Raw genomic sequence first — 19,973 nt, 5'->3', positions numbered from 1 at the left:
TGGCTCCGAAAATCCGGAAGCGACAAAAAAACCGCTCAAAGAGTCTGAAGTCTCGCTGCAGGAACGCAATGCGCTAGGACTGATCCGGATACATATCGGACGATTCCGAATCACGCTGGCGAACTGCCCGCTCCCGCTCCAAGCGCTTCCTATGATGCGCCCCGCATCTCCTTTGAAATCATTGGCATGCGCGGCTTGCTTTGCCGTGCGGCGCATTCAGGACAGGAAACGGCAACGTGATGGGCACAAGGAAACAGGCAGGCCGGAGCCTGCGGGCAAGGCAACTGCAACTGCAATTGCGGTTGCGGCTGCAATTGCGGTTGCGGCCGCGGTTGCAATGGCTGAAGGCAATGCGGCATGGATGAGCGTCACACGCTCACTTTCACGCTGCGCGGCCTCGATGACCGCGACGCCAGGCTGTTCCGCTCCTTCGTGCGGCTGGTGGACCACCGCACGCAGCACCGCTGGGAATGGACGGAATCCTCGGCCGACCTGGTGGTACTGCATGAAGGCGTGCACGAGCCGCCGTCCAGCCGGGTGACGCTGCGCGTGGGCCGCCAGCCCCAGAGCACCCGCCCTACGGGGGACTACCTGAGCCTGCCCCTGCGCGCCGACGCGGTGGAGGACTGCCTCAATGCCATGGGCCTGCGCGCCCTGGCCATGCGCCAGACGGCGTCCGGGCAACGCATGGTGGCGGCACCCCACCCGGCAGCGGCGACCGACATGCTGGTGCAGCTGCTGCGCTGGCCCCCCCAGCGGCTGCTGACAAGCGCGCACCACATGCGCCTGGCAACGTTGATGACGGGCCGGCCGACCACCTTGCAGGCGCTGTGCCGGCGCTCGGGCCTTGCGCCGGAGATCTGCACGGCCTTCCTGAACCGCCTCGATGCCATCGGCCTGCTGCGCTGGACCGCCACGGCACCCCGCAGCAGCGCTGCCCCTAGTCCTGCCCAGGGCATTCTCGGCCGCATCCGCCAGCGGCTTGCCCAATTGACGAGAGCCTCCGTGCATGAGTGAGCTGAAGATCCTGTTTTGCGGAACCGCGGGCGCGGGCAAGACCACCGCCATACGTGCCGTCAGCGAGATCGCGCCGGTCAGCACCGACGTGCGCAACACCGGCGCAGCAGTGGACAAGGCCCTGACCACCGCCGGCATGGACTACGGAGAACTCACCCTGGACAACGGCGAAAAACTGTACCTGTACGGCACGCCGGGCCAGGAGCGCTTCGACTTCATGTGGAACATCCTCTCGCACGGCGCGCTGGGGGTGATCCTGCTGATCGACAACAGCCGGCCCGATCCGCTGGGCGACCTGGATACCTACATCAATGCCCTGTCCGCCACGCTGCGCACCACGGCCTGCGTGGTGGCCGTGTGCCGCATGGACCGGCATGGCCGGCCCGACCTCGAAGGATTTGCCCTGCACCTGCAGTCGCGTGGCCTGCTGTGCCCGGTGGTGCCGGCCGATGTGCGCGAGCGCGCGCAGGTGGTGGCACTGATCGAGTTGCTGCTGCTGCAGATCGAAGCCCTGTCGCAGGACAGCCCCCATGCAGAATGACCACGCCCTGAAGGCGCGCGCCCACCGCGAGGGACTGTTCCTCTATCTGGTGCTCGACAGGGCGAAGGCCCATCTCGCGCTGGCGCGGCGCAAGGTGCAGGACGTGGAAGGCGTGCTGGTGGTCTGAAGCAGGCGGCCTGCAGCGCGTAGCGCCGCCTTGATGGACCCTCTAACCGGGCCTTCTCAGAACCGCTCGGCGCACAGCGCCTGCCACTGCAGGATCTCGATCTCGCCGCGCTGCACCCGGATGAGGCCGCGCGCCTGCAGGCCCTGCAGCAGCACGTTGGTGGTCTGGCGTGAGATCGACAGCATGCGCGCCAGCTGCTCCTGCGTGATATCCAGGCGCGGCCGGGCCGGCACATCGTCCAGCCGCTCGCCGTAGCCACGCGCCATGGCCACCAGGCGGCGCGCCAGCCGCTGGGGTGCGGGCAGCAGGGCCAGATCCTCCAGCGCCGCAAAGGCCGCCCGCATGCGCCCCGACATCAGCACGCCCAGGTCATGCCAGTGCGCGGGGTGCTGCTGCAGCCAGTCCAGCAGCGGCTGGCGCGGCACCTGCAGCACCACGCTGGGCTCCATGGCGTGGGCATCGTGGGTGCGCGGCGAACCGTCGAACAGCGCGATCTCGCCAAACCAGGTGGCCGGGCCCATGCGCGTGAGCAGGGCCTCGCGCGCCTGCTCGCTCTGCCCACCCACACCGGAGAAACCGATGCTGCCCCGGACCACGGCGAACAGCCCGCCCTCCAGCGCATCGCCGCGCAGGAACAGGGCCTCGCCCGTCTCCAGGCTGCGCGGCTGGGCCAGCGCCAGCAGCAAATCGGCAAACTGCGGCGCCAACGCGCTGAACCAGCGGCCGGCGCGCAGCGTGGGCAGGTAGGAAGAGGCGTGAGCAGTTTGCATGAGAGGGGATGTCGGGTGGCTGACAGACACAGCCGGCGGGCCTGCGTATTTTCGCCGCTGACATCGAACATGCCAGGAGACCTTTCCATGCAAGCCTCACACCCCCTGCCCCGCGCGCTGGCGCGCCCTTCCCGCCTGCTGGCCAGCCTGGCCACAGCCGCTTTGCTGGGCGCCTGCGCCCACGGCAGCCTGCCCGTCTCCGACATGGCCAGGCCCCAGCCGGCCAGCGCCGCCACGCGCGCGGCCCAGCTGGCGGCCTTGGCACAGCAGCCGCTGGACGATGCGCAGGCCATGGAGGACGCCCGGCGCGGCCTGATCGCACCGGCCGACACCCTGGTCGTGCGCAATGCCCAGGGCCGTCCCATCTGGAGCATGCAGTCCTATGCCTTCCTGGAGCAGGACCAGGCGCCCGACACCGTGCACCCCGCGCTGTGGCGCCAGGCCCAGCGCAACCGCGTCAGCGGCCTGTTCCAGGTGACCGACAGGCTCTACCAGGTGCGCGGCCTGGACCTGTCGAACATGAGCATCATCGAGGGCGAGACCGGCCTGATCGTGGTCGATCCGCTGATGTACACCGAGACCGCCCAGGCCGCCATGGACCTGTACTTCCAGCACCGCCCGCGCAAGCCCGTGGTGGCCGTCGTCTACTCGCACAGCCATGTGGACCATTTCGGCGGCGTGCGCGGCGTGGTGCGCCAGGAAGAGGTGGATGCGGGCCGCGTGCAGGTCATCGCCCCGGCGGGCTTCATGGCCGAGGCCGTGGGCGAGAACGTGATCGCCGGCCACGCCATGGGCCGGCGCGCGCTCTACCAGTTCGGCATGCTGCTGCCGCGCGATGCCAGGGGACAGGTGGACGCAGGGCTGGGCAAGGCGGGTGCGCCCGGCACCATGGGGCTGATCGCGCCCACGCGCGTGATCGACAAGCCGCGCGAGACCCTGCGCATCGACGGCGTGGACATCGAGTTCGCGCTCACCCCCGGGGCCGAGGCGCCGGCCGAGATGATCATGTACTACCCCCAGCTCAAGGTGCTGAACATGGCCGAGATCGCCGTGCACACCCAGCACAACCTGCTGCCGCTGCGCGGCGCCCAGGTGCGTGACGCGCTGGGCTGGTCCCGCCACCTGAACGACGCCCTGCACACCTATGGCGGCAAGGCCGAGATCATGATTGCCCAGCACCACTGGCCGGTCTGGGGCCAGCCCCGGCTGCAGCACCTGCTGGCCGGCCAGCGCGACACCTACAAATACCTGCACGACCAGACCGTGCGCCTCATGAACCACGGCTATGTGGGCTCGGAGATCGCCGAGATGCTGAAGATGCCCGAATCCCTGGCCCGCGACGGCGCCACACATGCCTTCTACGGCCACCTACGCCACAACATCCGCGCCATCTACCAGCACTACCTGGGCTACTACGAAGGCAACCCGGCGCAATTGGAGGCGCTGCCGCCCGTGCCCGCCGCACGCAAGACCGTGGAATACATGGGGGGCGCCGACGCCGTGCTGCGCCGTGCGCAGGCCGACTACGAGCGCGGCGAATACCGCTGGGTGGCGCAGATCGCCTCGCAGCTGGTCTTTGCCGACCCTGCCAACCAGGCCGCGCGACGCCTGGCGGCCAATGCCTATGAACAGCTGGGCTACCAGATGGAATCGGCCACGGCCCGCAACGCCTTCCTGCAGGGCGCGGCGGAACTGCGCCAGGGCGTGCCCCAGCTGCCCAGGCCCGGCAGCACCGCGCGCGACCTGGTGCGCAGCCTGCCGCTGGAGATGTTCTTCGACTACCTGGGCGTGCGGCTGGACGCCGGCAAGGCCGCAGGCCAGCGCATCGTGCTCAACTGGACCTTCACCGACACCGGCGAGCAGCGCAGCCTGAACCTGGAGAACAGCGCCCTCACCCAGAGCCCGGGCCTTGCGCCCGCCGCCCATGCCAGCCTGCGCCTGACGCGCGCCACGCTGGACGCCATTGCAGGCCAGGAGACCACGATGGCCGAGGCCATCAAGAGCGGCCAGCTGCGCATCGAGGGCGACGCCTCCAAGGTGACGGCGCTCATGTCCATGCTGGACCGCTTCGACAGCGTGTTCCCCATGGTGGAGCCACGCCCCGAGCGGGCCGCTCAGTAACCGTGCTGGGCGCGGAAGTCGCGCGCCTTGCCGAAGTGCCCGTTGCCGATGAAGGGCACGGGCGGGCGCAGCGCCGACAGCGGCGAGGGATGGTTGCTGGTCAGCACCAGATGGCCCCGGTCGGCCGGAATGAAGGCGCGCTTGGACTGCGCATGGCTGCCCCAGAGCATGAAGACCACGGGGCGCGCGCCCTGGGCGATATGCCGGATCACCGCATCGGTCAGCAGCTCCCAGCCCTTGCCCGAGTGGCTGGCCGCCTGGCCTTCCTCCACCGTGAGACAGGTGTTGAGCAGCAGCACGCCGTTCCTGGCCCACTTGACCAGGCTGCCGCCCGGGTTGGGAAACGGCGGGAAGGGCACGCCCAGGTCACGCTGCATCTCCTTGAAGATGTTCTGCAGCGAGGGCGGCATGCGCACGCCCGGCGCCACCGAGAACGACAGGCCTTCGGCCTGCCCCCGGCCGTGGTAGGGGTCCTGCCCCAGGATGACCACGCGCACTTCCTCGGGCGGGGTCAGCTCCAGCGCGCGCAGCGGCTGGGGCGGAAAGATCACGGCGCCGGCTTCCAGGCGCTGGTGCAGAAAGGTCAGCAGCTGCTGGCCCGTGGCACCCGCGAAGAAGTCCTCGACCAGGGGCTGCCAGTCGGGCGCAACGGGCCAGTCGGCGGGATCGGCGGATTGGAGTTGGTCGGCTTGCGCCGGGGCGATTGCGTCGTCTTGAAGGGCCATGGCGGATGGGGCACCAGCGCACGCATGGCGCGCGATGGTGGTTCCTCGAAGGTACGAAAGAAACGGGAATGCACCGGCGCGCGGCCGGTGCATTGATGTCCTGAGGATACCCGCAGTCGCACAGCCGCCCGGCGTGTGCGACATGCACGTCAGCGCATCAGCGCGTCCGGCGGCGCCGGCGCATTGCCGCCATGGCCAGCAGCACCGAGGCCGATGTGCCCGCCAGACCCGCGAGGTTCCACACGGGAATGGCGGCAGGAGAGGTCGCCGCCATCACCATCAGACCACCCGGATCGACCACCACGCCATTGGCCTGCAGGTCATCATCGCCCAGGCCACCGTCCTGGACTTCCAGGGTGTAGGTATTGGCCGAGGTCACCTTGAAGCCGTCGTTGAAGGCATACCAGTGCGGTGCCAGGTTGGCCGCCGTGGGACCGTACTTCCAGTACTGGGCCCCCGCAGGCAGGGCCTGCGGCATGGTGACGCTGAGCTTCAGCGTCGCGCCTGAGTTGCAGCCCGACGAGCGCAGGTCCAGCACACCCAGCGGATAGGCCGCCGCACCCTGGGGCGGCGCCGTGGGCAGGCTTTGCGCACGCACCAGCGATGCCGATTGCAGGCTGCAGCCGCTGGCCGGATTGCTGACGGTCAGCGTCGCGCTGCCACCTTGCAGGGTCGAGATGGTGGTGGCGCCAGCGACAGGGGCGTTGACCGTCAGGGGCTGCGAGGCGGGCCCCGCACCGCTGCTGGACTGTGCCGCCACGCTGCAGTTGTAGGCCACGCCGGGTGTCAGGCCGTTGACCGCCACCGTCGGAGTGCTGGACGTGCCCATCAGCACCGCGCCGCCACCTTGCGGGACACATTGCGCCACATAGCCCGTGACCGTCTGGCCGGGGATGGAGGCCACCGGATCGAAGGTCAGCTGCACGGCCGTGCCCTGCGCGAAAAAGCCCGTATCGGCAGGTGGCTGAAGTGCGCCCGGAACGCTGCCGGACCAGACGCTCATCGCATCCACGCCGAAGAACAGGCTTTGCCGGTTGTCCACCTCGGCAATGCGCAGCCGCACGGTCTGGCCCGCGTAGGCCGACAGGTCGAACTGCAGCGACTGGTAGCCGCTGCCGCTGGTCGAAGGACCGGGCGCCGTGGCCGGCGGCCACTGGAAGACATTGGCCAGAACACCGGCGCCCAGGCTGTCGGGCGCGGCGGCAGGGTTCATGACGTCGATGCGCACCTGCTGGTTGGGCGCAGCCACCGTGTAGTCAAGCGTGGCCGGCGCCGCAGCGACCTTGGCCGCATTCTGGACATGGACGCGGGCGCTCAGCGTGGCAGGGCTGCCCGCCGGAATGGCGACATCCTGGTAGAGCACATGGCTGCCGGGGCCGGGCTGGTCGCTCATGAGGGCAAACGCCCCGTCGGGAGGTGCAGGCACGGCCACGGGCGTGATGGCGCCTTTGGTGCCTTGCTGGGCGGCGAAGCCGCCCTTGGAGCCGGCCTGCGACACGGATTGCCAGCCCGTGAAAACCAGGGAACCCGGACCGGAGTTCTGCTCGAAACTGCCGTTGGCCAGCAGTTCGGCGGCCTGCGCCGGGCCCAGGGCCGCAAACACCGCAAGCCCCAGACAGGACTTGCGGGCAACGCCTTTTACGCTGTGCATGATGCTGCCTTGCGCCGATCAGCGTTCGTAGACGGTGTCGGTCGGCGCGCTGTCCTGGGTGTTGCCCATGACCCGGTTGTTGTTGAACGAGGTGATCTTCCCGCCTGCCACAGCGTTGAACGCCTTGTCATTGCCGAACACCGTGGTGTTGGACAGGTAGACCTGGGCGGTCGTGCTCTGGACACTGATGGCGGCGCGTTCCGGCTCGCCCTGTGCTGGCACTGCATTGCCCAGCAATTGCGAGCGTTGCACCAGAACAGACACAGAAGTAGCGCTCGTCTCGACCTTGACCGCCGCCTGCGTGAAGCCCTGGATCCTGACGTTGTCCAGCACCACTTTGCCTGCCTGGAAGATTCTGACGCCGAACGTTCCTGTGCCGTTGCCGACGATGTCCAGATCCCGCAGCACCACGGTGTCAGAAACACCCGCGTTGATGGTGATGCCCGCGGTACCGGAGACCAGCACGCCGGCAAGCACGCCTGTGCCGTCCACCTGCATGGACTTGGTGATGGTGACTCCACCGACGCCCGCAGGATCCAGCACGTTGATCTCGCCATTGGCGGCCGTCTTGGCGATGGCCCCCGCAAACGTCTTGCAGGGAGCCGTGCGGCTGCAGGGGTTGGCGTCATCGCCCACGCCCGAGACCCAGGTGCGCGTGGCCTGTGCCCAGGCGCCGGACGATGCCAGCGTGGCCGATGCGCAAACGATGAGGGCAGCCCAGCCGCGGCTGGACAGGAAAGGGGCACGGGGCATGAACGACATCGGAATCTCCGTAGGCGATGGGCTGCGGCCATGTTGCCGGAGCGGCATTTCATGCGCATTGTCAATAATTATCATGCAAACGAAAAACTTTTAGAAACACTATTTGCACAAAAAAAAAAGCCCGCACGCATGGCTGCGGCGGGCTGCTTCGGTGGCGCACCACCAAGGGACCGATCCGGTCTTGGCTTCAGGCAAACAGCTTGGCCAGCGCCTCTCCCGGCTCCTTGGCGCGCATGAAGGCCTCGCCCACCAGGAAGCTGTGGATGCCGGCATCGCGCATGGCCTTGACGTCCTCGCGGCTGCCGATGCCCGACTCGGTGACCAGCAGGCGGTCGGCGGGCACGTTCTTTTGCAGGTCCAGCGTGGTCTGGATGCTGACCTCAAAGCTGCGCAGGTTGCGGTTGTTGATGCCCACCAGCGGCGTCTTGAGGCGCAGGGCGCGGTCCAGCTCGGCGCCGTCATGGACCTCGACCAGCACGGCCATGTCCAGGCTGTGGGCGATCTGTTCCATCTCGGCCATCTGCGCGTCGTCCAGGCAGGCGGCGATCAGCAGCACGCAGTCGGCGCCCATGGCCCGCGATTCGTAGATCTGGTAGGGATCGACCATGAAATCCTTGCGCAGCACGGGCAGGTGGCAGCTGGCGCGCGCCTGCTTGAGATAGTCCACGCTGCCCTGGAAGAACTGCTTGTCGGTCAGCACCGAGAGGCAGGCGGCGCTGACGCCCTTGCCGTCGCCATCGGCATAGCTTTGCGCGATGTCGGCGGGGATGAAGTCCTCGCGGATCACGCCCTTGCTGGGGCTGGCCTTCTTGATCTCGGCGATCACGCCGGCATGGCCGGCGGCGATCTTGGCGCGCAGCGCGCCCACGAAGTCGCGCGTGAGCACGCGGCTTTCGGCGTCGCGGCGCATGTCCGCGAAGGGCATGCGCTTCTGGGCGGCGGCCACTTCCTGCACTTTCACGTCGCAGATTTGCTTGAGGATGTCGGACACGTTGCTTTCCTTGGTTTCTTGTATTCGGTGGTCGATGGGGGCTGCGCGGCTCAGGCCGTCAGCCGGGCCGTGTAGGCCACGAGTTCGTTGAGCTTGGCCAGGGCTGCGCCGCTGTCCAGCGCCGCCTGGGCGCGGGCCATGCCGTCCTCGATGCTGGAGGCCACGTTGGCCGCATACAGGGCGGCACCCGCGTTCAGGCAGACGATGTCGCGCGCGGCACTCTTTTCGCCATGGAGCACGCCCAGCAGCATGGCCTTGGATTCCTCGGGATTGTCCACCTTGAAGGCGCGCGTGCCCACCATGCGCAGGCCGAAGTCCTCGGGATGGATCTCGTACTCGCGCACCACGCCGTCCTTAAGCTCGCCCACCAGGGTGCCCGCGCCCAGGCTGATCTCGTCCAGGCCGTCGCGGCCATAGACCACGATGGCGTGCTCGGCGCCCAGGCGCTGCAGCGCGCGCACCTGGATGCCGACCAGGTCCTCGTGGAACACGCCCATGAGGATGTTGGGCGCGCTGGCCGGATTGGTCAGCGGGCCCAGGATGTTGAAGATGGTGCGCACGCCCAGCTCCTTGCGCACGGGCGCCACGTTCTTCATGGCCGGATGGTGGTTGGGCGCGAACATGAAGCCGATGCCCACGTCGGCGATGCTGCGCGCGATCTGCTCGGGGCTGAGCTGGATGTTGACGCCCAGCGCCTCCATGGCGTCGGCGCTGCCGCTCTTGCTGCTGACGCTGCGCCCGCCGTGCTTGCTGACCTTGCCGCCCGCCGCCGCGATCACGAAGATGGAGCAGGTGGAGATGTTGAAGGTGTTGGCGCCGTCGCCGCCCGTGCCCACGATGTCCACCAGGTGGCGCTTGTCCTCCACATGGACCTTGTTGGAGAACTCGCGCATGACCTCGGCCGCGGCCGTGATCTCGCCGATGGTCTCCTTCTTCACGCGCAGGCCGGTGACGATGGCGGCCGTCATCACGGGCGACAGCTCGCCGCGCATGATCAGGCGCATCAGGTGCAGCATCTCGTCGTGGAAGATTTCGCGGTGCTCGATGGTGCGCTGCAGCGCTTCCTGGGGGGTGATCTGGGTCATTGCGGTGTCTCGGTTGGGTGCCGGCCTGCTCAGGCCTTCTGTTCCAGGAAATTCTTGAGCATGGCGTGGCCATGCTCGGTGAGGATGCTCTCGGGGTGGAATTGCACGCCCTCGATGGCCAGGCTGGTGTGGCGCACGCCCTGGATCTCGCCGTCCTCGCTGGTGGCCGTGATCTCCAGGCATTCGGGCAGGCTGGAGCGCGCAATGGCCAGCGAGTGGTAGCGGTTGACCGTGAACTGCTCGGGCAGGTCGGCGAACACGCCCTTGCGGTCGGTGGTGATGACGCTGGTCTTGCCATGCATCTGCTGGCCCGCGCGCACGATGTCGCCGCCGAAGGCCGCGCCAATGCTCTGGTGGCCCAGGCACACGCCCAGGATGGGCAGGCGGCCTGCAAAGTGCTGGATGGCGGCCACGGAAATGCCGGCCTCGGCCGGCGAGCAGGGGCCGGGCGAGATCACCAGGCGGTCGATCTTCTCGCGCTCGACCAGGGCGATCACCTCGTCCAGCGTGGCCTCGTCATTGCGCACCACGGTGACATCGGCACCCAGCTCGCCGAAGTACTGGACGATGTTGTAGGTGAAGCTGTCGTAGTTGTCGATCATCAGCAGTCTGGTCATACCGGCTCCTGGGTCTCAAAGGGAAAAGCGGGTGGCGCGGGCATGCCGCAGCGAAGGCTGGCGCGGGCATGCGCGCAATGCTGCCTGGGTCTGGAAGGGGGAATCTGAGGGCATCTGGGCAATCTCCTGGGTTCTGGGAGCCGCCGTGCCGGGGAGCCATCTGCTGGGTGAGCCTTGCTGCCGTCACGGCGGCAAGGCGCGGTACGCAACCGCAACGACGTGCCGCTTCCTTATTGGAAGCGCCACCACTGTGCAACGATGATCGAAACGGGCGTACCGTTCATGGCTGTCTTGGATCGAGAGTTCAGGTGTCTGGAAGACGGGAATGCAGCAGGCTGCATGGCGAAGCATGCTAACACAGGGTCCGCGCAGCGTGGCGGGACGACCCTGCGGGCGCCTCACTTCAGGAAATCCGGCTGGTCGAACTTCTGCTTCAAAAAGCGCCCGTTGGCCAGCAGCGCCTGCGCATCGCTGGCCGCCACATGGGCCACCACCTGCTGCATCTGCCCGGCCAGCAGCGCCAGCTGCTCGGTCAGCAATTGCCTGGCCGTCTTGCCGTCCTGCACGGGCTGGGTGACACGGAACAGCGGCGGCAGCGCCGCATAGTGCGACAGCGTGGCGGGCAGGTACTGCAGCACCGTCTCGCGCACGGTGAACAGGCCGTCGTTGAAGACCGGGCCGGCGTCGGCCAGCGAGGGCAGCACCTCGTGCACCGAGCCGCGCACGCTGTCCAGGTGCTTTTGCATCTCGGGCGTGAGCATCGGGCGGGCCTTTTGCACCAGCTCGTCGATGCGTTCGCGGATGTCCTCGGCGCTCCAGTGCTGCTGCAGCGCCCGCTCGAAGCTGGCGCCCGCGGGCTGCAGGGCCCAGCCCAGCAGCAGGCCCGCGACGTACAGGCCCAGCGTGATCCAGCCCCAGCCGGCACCGATCACGCCCGCGAACAGCAGCACCGGCCCCAGCAGGGCCAGCGCCAGGCCGGCGAGGTTGCCGTTGCCGTAGAAGAAAAGCTGCAGGCGGCGCATCAGGCGGGTTCGATCGGTGGCGGCGCTGTCACTGGTAGCCCCGGATTTCCTTGAACACCAGCGGCAGTCCGCTCTTGCCGGTGTTGCGCGCATCGAAGGCGCGCCCGCCCGTCAGCGCGGCCAGGGCCTGCATTTCGCCGGACTGCGCCTCGCCAAAGATGATGGGAAAGACGCGCACCAGCGGCGCGCCGCCGTCGCGCGCCATGCGCTGCTCGCGCTCGAATGCGACCCAGTCGCGGCCGGCCGTGTTGGCGCCATCGGTCAGCAGCACGATGCTGACGAAGCGCTCGGGATCGGCCCGCAGTTCCTGGCGTGCCTGCTGCTGCGCCAGCGTGAGCGCGTCGTAGATGGCCGTGCCGCCGTCGGCCACCAGGCTGTCGGCATAGGCCAGCACCTGGGCGCTTGCGGCCTGCAGGTCGCCCGCCGCGAACTGCACGCGCGCGGGCTGGCCGACCAGGCCCGAGAACGGAATCAGCAGCACGCGTTCGCGCGCCTGGAAGGCGGCATAGCGCTGGCTGGCGGCCGATGCCTCGGCGCCGGACAGCAGCTTGAGCGCCTCCTTCATCTGCGCCAGCCGCGCACCCTTCATGGAGCCGCTCACGTCCAGCACGAAGATGCTGGTCGCCGGGCGGCGCAGATCGCTCTGGTAGGCCGAGAGCACGGCATCGATCACCTCCAGCCGGTTCGGAAAGCTCAACTCCACCACGGGCGCCGTGGGCAGGGCCGGGCTGGCCTGTGCCTCGGGGCTGGCGGGGCGCAGCTGGGCCTGGCGCAACGGCTGGCCCTGGAAGGCGGGAGCCTTGAACTGGGCGACCAGCCGGTCATAGTCGGCGCGCCGCGCAGCGTTGAGCAGCATCAGCGGATAGTCGGCCGAGATCACGCCGTCGCGCGGGTAGACCAGGGTGAGCCGGTCGGCGGCGGGCAGCTTCTCGTTCAGGCGCAGGATCACGGCCTCGTAGTTGACCAGCGCATCGACGGCGCCGGGCTCACGCTCGAAGGCCTCGGCCAGCCAGCCGGAGCTGCCTGCCGTGAGCTTCTGGCCCGACAGAAAATCCTTGAGCACCTTGGCGTTGACCTCCCTGGCGTCCAGGTCTTCGGTCTTGCCGGCCACGGCCGAGGCCACGGCGAACAGCGCGCTCATGCCGGTGTTGGAGCTGGCCGGATTGGTCATGCCGTAGCGCAGCCGGCCCTGTACGGCAGCGCGTGCGATGTCGGCCCAGGTGGGCGGTGCCTTGTCCCAGCCCAGCTTTTGCAGCACGGGGGCCTTCACGCCCAGGGCCACGCGCGAGTAGAAAAGCTTTTCACGCGCCAGCGGCTTGTTCGCCAGCGCCAGCGCGGGATAGGCGCCATTGGGCGGCAGGATGGCGTCGTACTGCTCGCCCGCATTGATGCGCTCGACCATCTCCAGCGTGCCCGCATAGCTGAGCTTGAGCGGCACGCCCGCCGCCGTGGCGGCCTGCTCCAGCGCGGGCGCCACGTCCTTGAGCTCGGAGCCGGCCAGCACGGTGAATGCACCCGGGGGACCGGCGGACGGATCGGACTTGGCGGCGGCCTGCGGCGCGGTTTCGGGCGACTTGCCGCAGCCGGCCAGGGCCAGGGCCAGCGCAAGGCCCAGCAGCCACCAGGCCGCCAGGCGCCGGAACATGCTCACAGCACCACCTCGCCGGCAGGCGCCTGCAGCGCCTCGCGCACGTCCTCGCGACGGCTCTTTTCCAGATAGGCGCGGGACTTGTCCACCTCCTGCGACAGCGTGTCCACCGTGGTCTGCATGGAGGCCAGGGCCTTGACCTTGAAGTCGGCCATGGCGTCCATGGTCTGGTAGATGTTGCCGAAGGCCTGCTGCAGCCTGGCGATGTCGATGGTGCTGCCGGCCGCCTGCTCGTGGATCTTCCCGCTTTGCTCGCGCAGCAGCTCGCTGGTGCCGGCGATCAGGTTGCCCGTGGTGGTGTTCAGCGCCGTGATCTGGTCCAGCACCAGCTTCTGGTTGGCCAGCGCCTGCGCCACGATGACGGCCGTGCGCAGGGCGGAGACCGTGGTGGTGGTCGCGCGGTCCACGCCCTTGGCCAGTTCGAGGTTGTTCTTGCGCACCAGGTCCAGTGCCAGGTAGCCCTGCACGTTCACCGCCATCTGGGTGAGCAGGTCGGTGACCTTCTGGCGTGCGTAGAACAGCATGTCCTCGCGCACCACGCGGGCCTTTTCCGGGTCGCTGGCGTCCAGCTGTGCGGCCTTGGCCTCCAGCGCCGCGTCCAGCTTCTTGCCGATGTGGATGTATTTCTCCAGCCGCTCCATCAGGCCCCACAGGTTGGCCTTTTCCTGCTCGATGGCGGCGTTGTCGCGCAGCAGCTCGTCCTTGCCGCGCTTGAGGCTGTCGATGATGGCGTTCAGGTGGTTCTGGCTGGACTGGAACTTGTCGAAGTAGTCCACCAGCCTGTTGCCCATGGGGATCAGGCCCAGCAGCTTGCGCGGCTTGAACAGGTCGTCCTGGCGCGAGGGGTCCAGCGCCTCCACCTGGCGGCGCAGGTCGATCAGGCCCTGGCCGATCTGGCTGCCCTGGTCGAACAGGCCGTTGTTCAGCGTCTTGACGGGGCGCTCCAGCATGCGGTTGGAGACGGCGGCAGCGGCCTGCACCTCCTTGTTGCCCATGCCGTGGATGCGCTCGACCGCGCCCTTGAAGGCGGGCGACTGGCTGTCGTTGGCGGTGATGTCGTCGATGAACTGCGCCACCTGCGCGTCCAGCTGCTGCACTTCCTCGGCCTTGAGGCGGACCTTGCCGCTGGCCGACTCGATGGGCACGGGCAGGGCGGGCGCAGGCGGCTCCAGCACGAAATCCTGCTCCTGTGCAGGCACGGCCACGGCGGCGCTGGCCGTGGTGGTCTGGGGGGTGTTGCTCATCGGTTGCTCCTGGAACGTTCGGTCATTTGAAGCGCTGCTCCATGTCCACGATCATTCGCTCAAGCCACTCCTGGCTGGGCGGATCGATCACCTCCACCAGCTGCGCGGGCGCCTGCACGCCCTGCCCGGCCCAGCGCTCGGGCCCGTGCGTGTCGCCGCCGGTGCGAAAGCCGTATTCCTGCGCCAATGCGCGCAGCTGCGGATCGGATTCGAGCAGCTGGCCCACGCGATCGCCCGCAGGCGTGTAGGGCACGAGCACATGCTTGGAATACAGCGTGGGCTGCGGGTAGAGCATCACCATCTCGCCGCTTCTGCGCTGCGGGTGGCGCAGCAGGAACTCCACCAGCTGCGATTCATAGGCCACCAGCAGCGGCGCCTTGCCCATGCCCAGGGCCAGGTAGTCCTCGAAGGGGCCGGCCGACGAGCTTTCCTGGAAGCCCTGGCGCAGAAACAGCGGCGCCACCTGGGGCATCACGCGCTCCAGGTCGGCCGGGCTTTGCACCACCTGCTGGCCGTTGAGCACATAGCTGGCCAGCGCCAGGTACATGGCCGCGCTGTTGGAGCTGCGCACATCGGTGCTGGCGGGCAGCACGGCCTTGCCGGTGGCAAAGGCGCCGGAGGCCTTCAGGTCACGCCAGCGCGTGCCCTTGCCGGCCATGGCCAGCAGGGCGGGAAGATCGGTCACGTAAAAGAAGTCGCCCTGCTTTTGCGCAACGCCGTTGGCGATCAGGATCTCGGCAATGGGCCGCCAGCTGGCGAACACGATGGGCGTGTAGAACGGCGTATAGACCGTGCCGGCCCTGGCCGCCGCCTTGAGCTGGGCCGCAGCCGGCGCCCCCGAGGGAAAGCCGAAGTCGTACTGCTTGGGGTCGTAGCTGTTGGCAATGCTGCGCGAGCCGGCCTTTTGCACCGTCACCGTCACGCCGTGGCGCGCCAGCACGTCGCGCACGCGCTCGTCCTGGAAGAAGGCTTCCTTCTCGGAGCCGATCAGGCCGCGTGCCGTCACGGACTGCTGGTGCGTCATCTGCGCCTGGCGGTCCTGCACCAGGGCCGTGCGCGAGTACCAGACGCCGCCGCCCACGGCCGCCAGCAGCAGCGCCGCCAGCCCCGCCGCCAAAGCACGGCGCGCGTTCATTGAGAGGCTCCGCCCTGGATGACGGCAAGATGAAATTCGGTCATGAACGCGCGGGCCGTTGTCATGTCTTGTTCAAAAAAACTTCTTATACGGAAGTTTTGTGACACAACGACGACACGCGGCCCGGCCCGCGCCGCGACTACCTCAACGCGACTATCTCAACGCGACTACCTCAGCGCGAGTTGCTCAGTGAAACTGCGCCCACCAGGCGTTTCGCGGTGCTGCTGGGTGCGGTGCTCCACCAGCTGGTCCCACGTCTGCATCTGGCGCTCTTGCGTCTTGCGCAGCGCACCGGTGACCTGCTTGCCGGCTGTCTCGATCAGCGTGGTGATGGTGCGGCTATCCTGCACCTTGGTCAGGTCATAGTTGCCCGACTGCAAATCCAGCATGCTGCGGTTGCGCGCCTTTTTGGATTCGGCGTTCAGGGACTCGGTCACCACCTGGGCGATCGACTCGCCCTCCCTGCCGCGGGACTGCCGGGTGGTCTTCTGGCCCACCTGGTACTCGGCGCGGCCGATTTCGGTCACGGCGCCGAATTCATTGGTGTTCTCGAAGTCACCGCTGAAGCTGGCCTGGAAATCGGCCAGGCCGCTTTGCAGGGACTGCACGGAACGCTCCAGCCCGGAGAGCGCGACGATGGCGCCCGGCGCGGCCGGCGCCTGCGCGTTGTGCAGCTGACTGAAGGCACTCTTGAACATGTCCACCAGCGCCGCATCCGCACGGCCGCGCTGCGCGGCGGCATCAAAGCGCTTCAGATGCTGGTCCAGCGCGGCTTGGCGCTGCGAAGCGCTGGCGCCCACGGGGGCATCGGACTCCAGGTTGACGGCCAGCTCGCCCGCCGCGCCCTTCATCGCCACCGATCGGCCATCGGTGCCCACATGCAGGCTGAACGAGGACAGGGGCTGCGAAGGCTTGGGGTTCTTGATGTCCAGGTCCAGGCCGGACAGCACGCTGCGGTCGAAGTTCATCAGCTTGCCCAGTTCCAGCTGGGGCTTGCCCGGCTTTCCCAGGCCTTCCAGCGCTTCGTCCAGCCCGTCGGCCAGCTGGGCAATGGCCGCGCTCTCGGCCTGGCTCAAGGTGCCGGAACTCTTGACCTCGACCCGCAGCCCGCTGCTGCTGCCCGCTTCGCTGCCGTCGTTCGTGGCAATCCGCAGCTCCACGGTCTGGCCCGATTGCGTGCGGATCTTCAGGCTCACGGTGACAGCGCCCACGGACACATCGCTCAGTGCGGACTTGTCCAGGGCCTGCGCATCCGCGCTGCCTGCGACGGAGTCGGCCGCCGTGGGCGCCTGGTACTCCGCAACCGTCTGTTGGTAGTCCGACGGCGTGGCCGCAAAGCGCGACAGCAGGGCGCCGCCCAGGCCGCGCCAGCGGTCGGCCAGGCTGGCCGACGGGCCCAGGCCCAGGTTGCGTGCCATCAGGGTGCTGATGTCGTCCCTGTCTTGCGAGGCCCAGGCCCGGGTCAGCCTGAACTGCCCCAGTTCCACGGGCTGCGGTTTGGCATAGATGACGCTGGACCCTGTGGACTGGCCCAGCGTGACCTGCGTGCCCGGTTCGGCAGGTGCAGCAGCTGCCGTGGTCGCTGACGACCTCACGGACACCGTGGGCCGCATGCCCGCTGCGCTGGCGGCAAAGCTGGCGCCGGTGGATGAAATGCTGGTCATGGATTGATCGTCTTCCTTCGGTCTTGTCCTGACTGAATGTGGCGGCCCAGGCCTTTGCAGGCAGGGGATTTTCTCTGTTCATGGCCCATCGGCAGATTTCCGATTTTCTTTACCCCCCGTGCACCAATATGGTGTGAAAACCTTGTATTCATTGAAATCCGGCCAATACAGGGAATGTTTGGCTGTTGGCGCAAAAAGACGCCATTGCTCTACTGGACGCAGCGACCGGCGGCAAGCGACATCCTCTCAGTGACGCTGCCCTCTTTGACCTGAGTCAAGACTATGGAGTGAACTGCATCGATATAACGAAACGGCATCGCCAAAATCGGTCGCTGCAGTGCAACATAGATAGAATGAAAAAGACCAGGAGACGATATTGGCATGCAAACCTTTGATTTGCATGCATCAAAACAAGCTATCAAAAGCTTCGTAGTCACAGGAAATACAAACATTCGCCGTGGCGCATATGTCGGCAATGCCGCACCATGCCCCGTGATTCCTGACGAAGCCGCCCCAAGGCGGCCTGTTTCCCGGCAGACCTTCTGATCTGGAGCATTCGAGATGACGCTATTGGCTGGCAAAAAAGGCCTGATCGTCGGCATCGCCAACCGCGACAGCATTGCCTGGGCCTGTGCCCGGGCCATGCATGCGGCGGGCGCCGAGATCGGCGCGACCTGGCAGAACGACAAGGCCCGTGTGTATGTGGAGCCCCTGCTCGAAGAGATCGGTGCCGAGCTGCGCATGCCGCTGGACGTGGGCGACGACGAGCAGATGCGCGCACTGTTCGATGCCGCCGCCGTGCGCTGGGGCCGGCTGGACTTCGTGCTGCACGCCGTGGCCTACGCACCGCGCAAGGACCTGCAGGGCCGCGTGGTGGACAGCTCCCGCGAGGGCTTTGCGCTGGCCATGGACATCTCCTGCCACTCCTTCATCCGCATGGCCCACCTGGCCGAGCCGCTGATGGCCGCCGGCGGCGGCAGCCTCATGACGCTGAGCTACCTGGGCGCCAGCGAGGTCATGCCGCACTACGGAATCATGGGCCCGGTCAAGGCCGCGCTGGAGTCCACCACGCGCTACCTGGCGGCCGAGCTCGGCCCCTCGCGCATCCGCGTCAATGCCGTCTCGCCCGGGCCCATCGCCACGCGCGCGGCCTCGGGCATTGCCGCGTTCGATGAACTCGTGGCCGACAGCGTGCGCCGCTCGCCCATTGCCGGCGAGCTGCGGCCCGACGACGTGGGGCCGCTGTGCGCCTTCCTGGCCTCGGACGGGGCGCGCGCCATCACGGGCTGCACGCTGTATGTCGATGGCGGCCACCACATCCTCAACTAGCGGCTGCCGCACCGGCACCCCGCAGCACTGCAGATGACCCTCCCATTCCCCCGAACCGCCGCCGCCGCGCTGGCAGCCGCACTGGCCGCCGCCCTGGCGGGATGTGCCTCCCTGGCGCCGCCGCACGAGCCGCCGCCCCTGCCCACGCCCGAGGCCTGGCCTGCCCATCTGCAGGCCGGCGCCCAGGGTGTCGCCGCCGCCGGCCTGCCCTGGCGCGACTACTTCACCGACCCCGCGCTGCGCCAGCTGATTGCCACCGCGCTGGAGCACAACCGCGACCTGCGCGTGGCCGCGCTGCGCGCCGAAGAGGCGCGCGCGGCCTTCCAGATCCAGCGCTCCGAGCTGTTCCCGGCCATTGGCGTGGGCGGCCAGGCCGCGCGGGCTCGCGTGCCTGGCGACCTCAACCTCTCGGGCCGCTCCGTGGTCAGCGGCGAGTACCGCGCCGAAGTCGGCTTCAGCAGCTGGGAGCTGGACCTGTGGGGCCGCGTGCGCAGCCTCAAGGACGCGGCCCTGCAGACCTGGCTGGCCAGCGATGCGGGCCGCCACGCCGTGCAGACCGCGCTGATCGCCCAGGTGGCCGACGGCTACCTGGGCCTGCGCGAGCTGGACGAGCGCGTGGCCATTGCGCGCGAGACGCTGGCCACGCGCCAGGAATCCTTTCGCATCTTCACGCGCCGCGAGGCCGTGGGCGCCAGCTCGCGCCTGCAGCTGGCCCAGGTCCAGACCCTGCTGACCCAGGCGCAGGCCCTGCTGGCCCAGCTGGAGCTGGCACGCGCGCAGCAGCTGCATGCCCTGGCGCAGCTGGTCGGCGCCCACCCGGGCCCGCTGCCCGCCGCCGCACCCTTTGACGACGCCCTGGTGCTGGCCGAGCTGCGGCCGGGCCTGCCCTCGGAACTGCTCACGGCGCGGCCCGACATTGCCGCGGCCGAGCACCAGCTGCGCGCGGCCCGGGCCCAGATCGGCGCGGCGCGCGCCGCCTTCTTCCCGCGCATTGCGCTCACAGCCCGCTGGGGCACGGCCAGCGCCGAACTCGACGGCCTGTTCGACGGCGGCAGCCGCGCCTGGGCCTTCGTGCCCACGGTGTCCCTGCCCATCTTCGACGGCGGCCGGCGCCGCGCCAACCTGGAGCTGGGCGAGATCCGCAGCGACATGGCCGTGGCCCAGTACGAGAAAGCCATCCAGACCGCCTTCCGCGAGGTGGCCGATGGCCTGGCCGCGCGCCGCTGGCTCTCCGAACAGATCACCGTGCAGCGCACCGCCGTGCAGGCCCAGGCCGAGCGCGCGCGGCTGGCGCAGCTGCGCTACGACAACGGCTCGGCCGCCTACCTGGAGGTGCTGGACGCCCAGCGCGACCTGCTGGCCGCACGCCAGCAACTGGTGCAGGCGCGGCGCGCCCTGCTGTCCAGCCAGGTGGGCCTGTATGCCGCCCTGGGCGGCGGCAGCGGGGCCGAACCTGCCGCGCTGCCCGCCACCCTGCCGGCCACGCCTGCCGATCCCCCGAATTCCTGAAGCCTCCGGACCCGC

Annotated in this window: 19 protein-coding genes; 7 read left to right on the top strand and 12 right to left on the bottom strand. The window is 68.4% G+C overall.

The window, feature by feature from the left end; translation table 11 throughout:
- Positions 1-357: 357 nt before the first annotated feature.
- Genes BO996_RS03980 through BO996_RS29375 form a run of 3 tightly spaced genes read left to right on the top strand, consistent with a single transcriptional unit; the run spans position 358 to position 1,685 of the window.
- Positions 358-1,017, top strand: coding sequence for a hypothetical protein (locus BO996_RS03980; protein WP_071954063.1), 660 nt, complete (start codon positions 358-360; stop codon positions 1,015-1,017).
- Complete coding sequence (locus BO996_RS03975) at positions 1,010-1,558, top strand: GTP-binding protein (protein WP_071954062.1); 549 nt, start codon at positions 1,010-1,012, stop codon at positions 1,556-1,558. The genes BO996_RS03980 and BO996_RS03975 overlap by 8 nt, the downstream gene beginning before the upstream one ends.
- On the top strand, positions 1,548-1,685 hold the full coding sequence (locus tag BO996_RS29375; protein WP_198041267.1) for a hypothetical protein: 138 nt from the start codon (positions 1,548-1,550) through the stop codon (positions 1,683-1,685). Before BO996_RS03975 ends, BO996_RS29375 begins: the two co-directional genes overlap by 11 nt.
- A 56-nt stretch (positions 1,686-1,741) precedes the next feature.
- Here BO996_RS29375 and BO996_RS03970 read toward each other — a convergent pair whose 3' ends face one another.
- The gene (locus tag BO996_RS03970; protein WP_071954061.1) at positions 1,742-2,455 is read right to left on the bottom strand and encodes a Crp/Fnr family transcriptional regulator; all 714 of its coding nucleotides are present in this window, start codon (positions 2,453-2,455) and stop codon (positions 1,742-1,744) included.
- A gap of 87 nt (positions 2,456-2,542) precedes the next feature.
- Here BO996_RS03970 and BO996_RS03965 point away from each other — a divergent pair, with 87 nt between their 5' ends.
- A complete protein-coding gene (locus BO996_RS03965) occupies positions 2,543-4,576 on the top strand; it encodes an alkyl/aryl-sulfatase (RefSeq protein ID WP_071954060.1) in 2,034 nt (677 codons plus the stop codon).
- On the opposite strand, the gene BO996_RS03960 is transcribed toward BO996_RS03965, so the two are convergent.
- The 11 genes from BO996_RS03960 to BO996_RS03910 all read right to left on the bottom strand — a co-directional run bounded on the left by BO996_RS03960 (position 4,570) and on the right by BO996_RS03910 (position 17,120).
- Positions 4,570-5,301 (bottom strand): uracil-DNA glycosylase, encoded by a 732-nt coding sequence (locus BO996_RS03960; protein ID WP_043780562.1) that lies wholly within the window; start codon positions 5,299-5,301, stop codon positions 4,570-4,572. The genes BO996_RS03965 and BO996_RS03960 overlap by 7 nt on opposite strands.
- 157 nt (positions 5,302-5,458) lie before the next feature.
- On the bottom strand, positions 5,459-6,952 hold the full coding sequence (locus BO996_RS03955) for a fibronectin type III domain-containing protein (protein WP_083571114.1): 1,494 nt from the start codon (positions 6,950-6,952) through the stop codon (positions 5,459-5,461).
- 18 nt (positions 6,953-6,970) lie between these two features.
- Complete coding sequence (locus BO996_RS03950) at positions 6,971-7,714, bottom strand: right-handed parallel beta-helix repeat-containing protein (RefSeq protein WP_083571113.1); 744 nt, start codon at positions 7,712-7,714, stop codon at positions 6,971-6,973.
- Between the two features lie 187 nt (positions 7,715-7,901).
- A complete protein-coding gene (gene trpC, locus BO996_RS03945) occupies positions 7,902-8,705 on the bottom strand; it encodes an indole-3-glycerol phosphate synthase TrpC (protein ID WP_065347113.1) in 804 nt (267 codons plus the stop codon).
- Positions 8,706-8,755: 50 nt separating this feature from the next.
- Positions 8,756-9,790, bottom strand: coding sequence for an anthranilate phosphoribosyltransferase (trpD, locus tag BO996_RS03940; protein ID WP_013804671.1), 1,035 nt, complete (start codon positions 9,788-9,790; stop codon positions 8,756-8,758).
- A gap of 29 nt (positions 9,791-9,819) precedes the next feature.
- On the bottom strand, positions 9,820-10,407 hold the full coding sequence (locus tag BO996_RS03935) for an anthranilate synthase component II (protein WP_012202700.1): 588 nt from the start codon (positions 10,405-10,407) through the stop codon (positions 9,820-9,822).
- A gap of 398 nt (positions 10,408-10,805) precedes the next feature.
- On the bottom strand, positions 10,806-11,429 hold the full coding sequence (locus BO996_RS03930; protein ID WP_065347114.1) for a hypothetical protein: 624 nt from the start codon (positions 11,427-11,429) through the stop codon (positions 10,806-10,808).
- Between the two features lie 28 nt (positions 11,430-11,457).
- A complete protein-coding gene (locus BO996_RS03925) occupies positions 11,458-13,074 on the bottom strand; it encodes a vWA domain-containing protein (RefSeq protein ID WP_071954058.1) in 1,617 nt (538 codons plus the stop codon).
- A gap of 2 nt (positions 13,075-13,076) precedes the next feature.
- Entirely contained in the window at positions 13,077-14,321 is a 1,245-nt protein-coding gene (locus BO996_RS03920) for a toxic anion resistance protein (protein WP_071954057.1), read from the bottom strand.
- A 22-nt stretch (positions 14,322-14,343) separates the two neighbouring features.
- A complete protein-coding gene (locus BO996_RS03915; RefSeq protein WP_071954056.1) occupies positions 14,344-15,456 on the bottom strand; it encodes a hypothetical protein in 1,113 nt (370 codons plus the stop codon).
- 167 nt (positions 15,457-15,623) lie between these two features.
- Positions 15,624-17,120, bottom strand: a complete 1,497-nt coding sequence (locus BO996_RS03910) for a hypothetical protein (RefSeq protein WP_071954055.1) — start codon at positions 17,118-17,120, stop codon at positions 15,624-15,626.
- Between the two features lie 381 nt (positions 17,121-17,501).
- Here BO996_RS03910 and BO996_RS28895 point away from each other — a divergent pair, with 381 nt between their 5' ends.
- Genes BO996_RS28895 through BO996_RS03900 form a run of 3 tightly spaced genes read left to right on the top strand, consistent with a single transcriptional unit; the run spans position 17,502 to position 19,958 of the window.
- On the top strand, positions 17,502-17,666 hold the full coding sequence (locus BO996_RS28895) for a hypothetical protein (RefSeq protein WP_155294163.1): 165 nt from the start codon (positions 17,502-17,504) through the stop codon (positions 17,664-17,666).
- Between the two features lie 15 nt (positions 17,667-17,681).
- On the top strand, positions 17,682-18,449 hold the full coding sequence (gene fabI / locus BO996_RS03905) for an enoyl-ACP reductase FabI (RefSeq protein WP_071954054.1): 768 nt from the start codon (positions 17,682-17,684) through the stop codon (positions 18,447-18,449).
- A 33-nt stretch (positions 18,450-18,482) separates the two neighbouring features.
- The gene (locus tag BO996_RS03900; protein ID WP_013804679.1) at positions 18,483-19,958 is read left to right on the top strand and encodes an efflux transporter outer membrane subunit; all 1,476 of its coding nucleotides are present in this window, start codon (positions 18,483-18,485) and stop codon (positions 19,956-19,958) included.
- Positions 19,959-19,973 lie beyond the last annotated feature (15 nt).

This window comes from Delftia sp. HK171 (assembly GCF_001886655.1).
GTDB lineage: Bacteria > Pseudomonadota > Gammaproteobacteria > Burkholderiales > Burkholderiaceae_C > Comamonas > Comamonas acidovorans.
The sequence above is the reverse complement of the archived record's forward strand: the minus strand, read 5'-3'. Positions and strand labels throughout refer to the sequence as shown.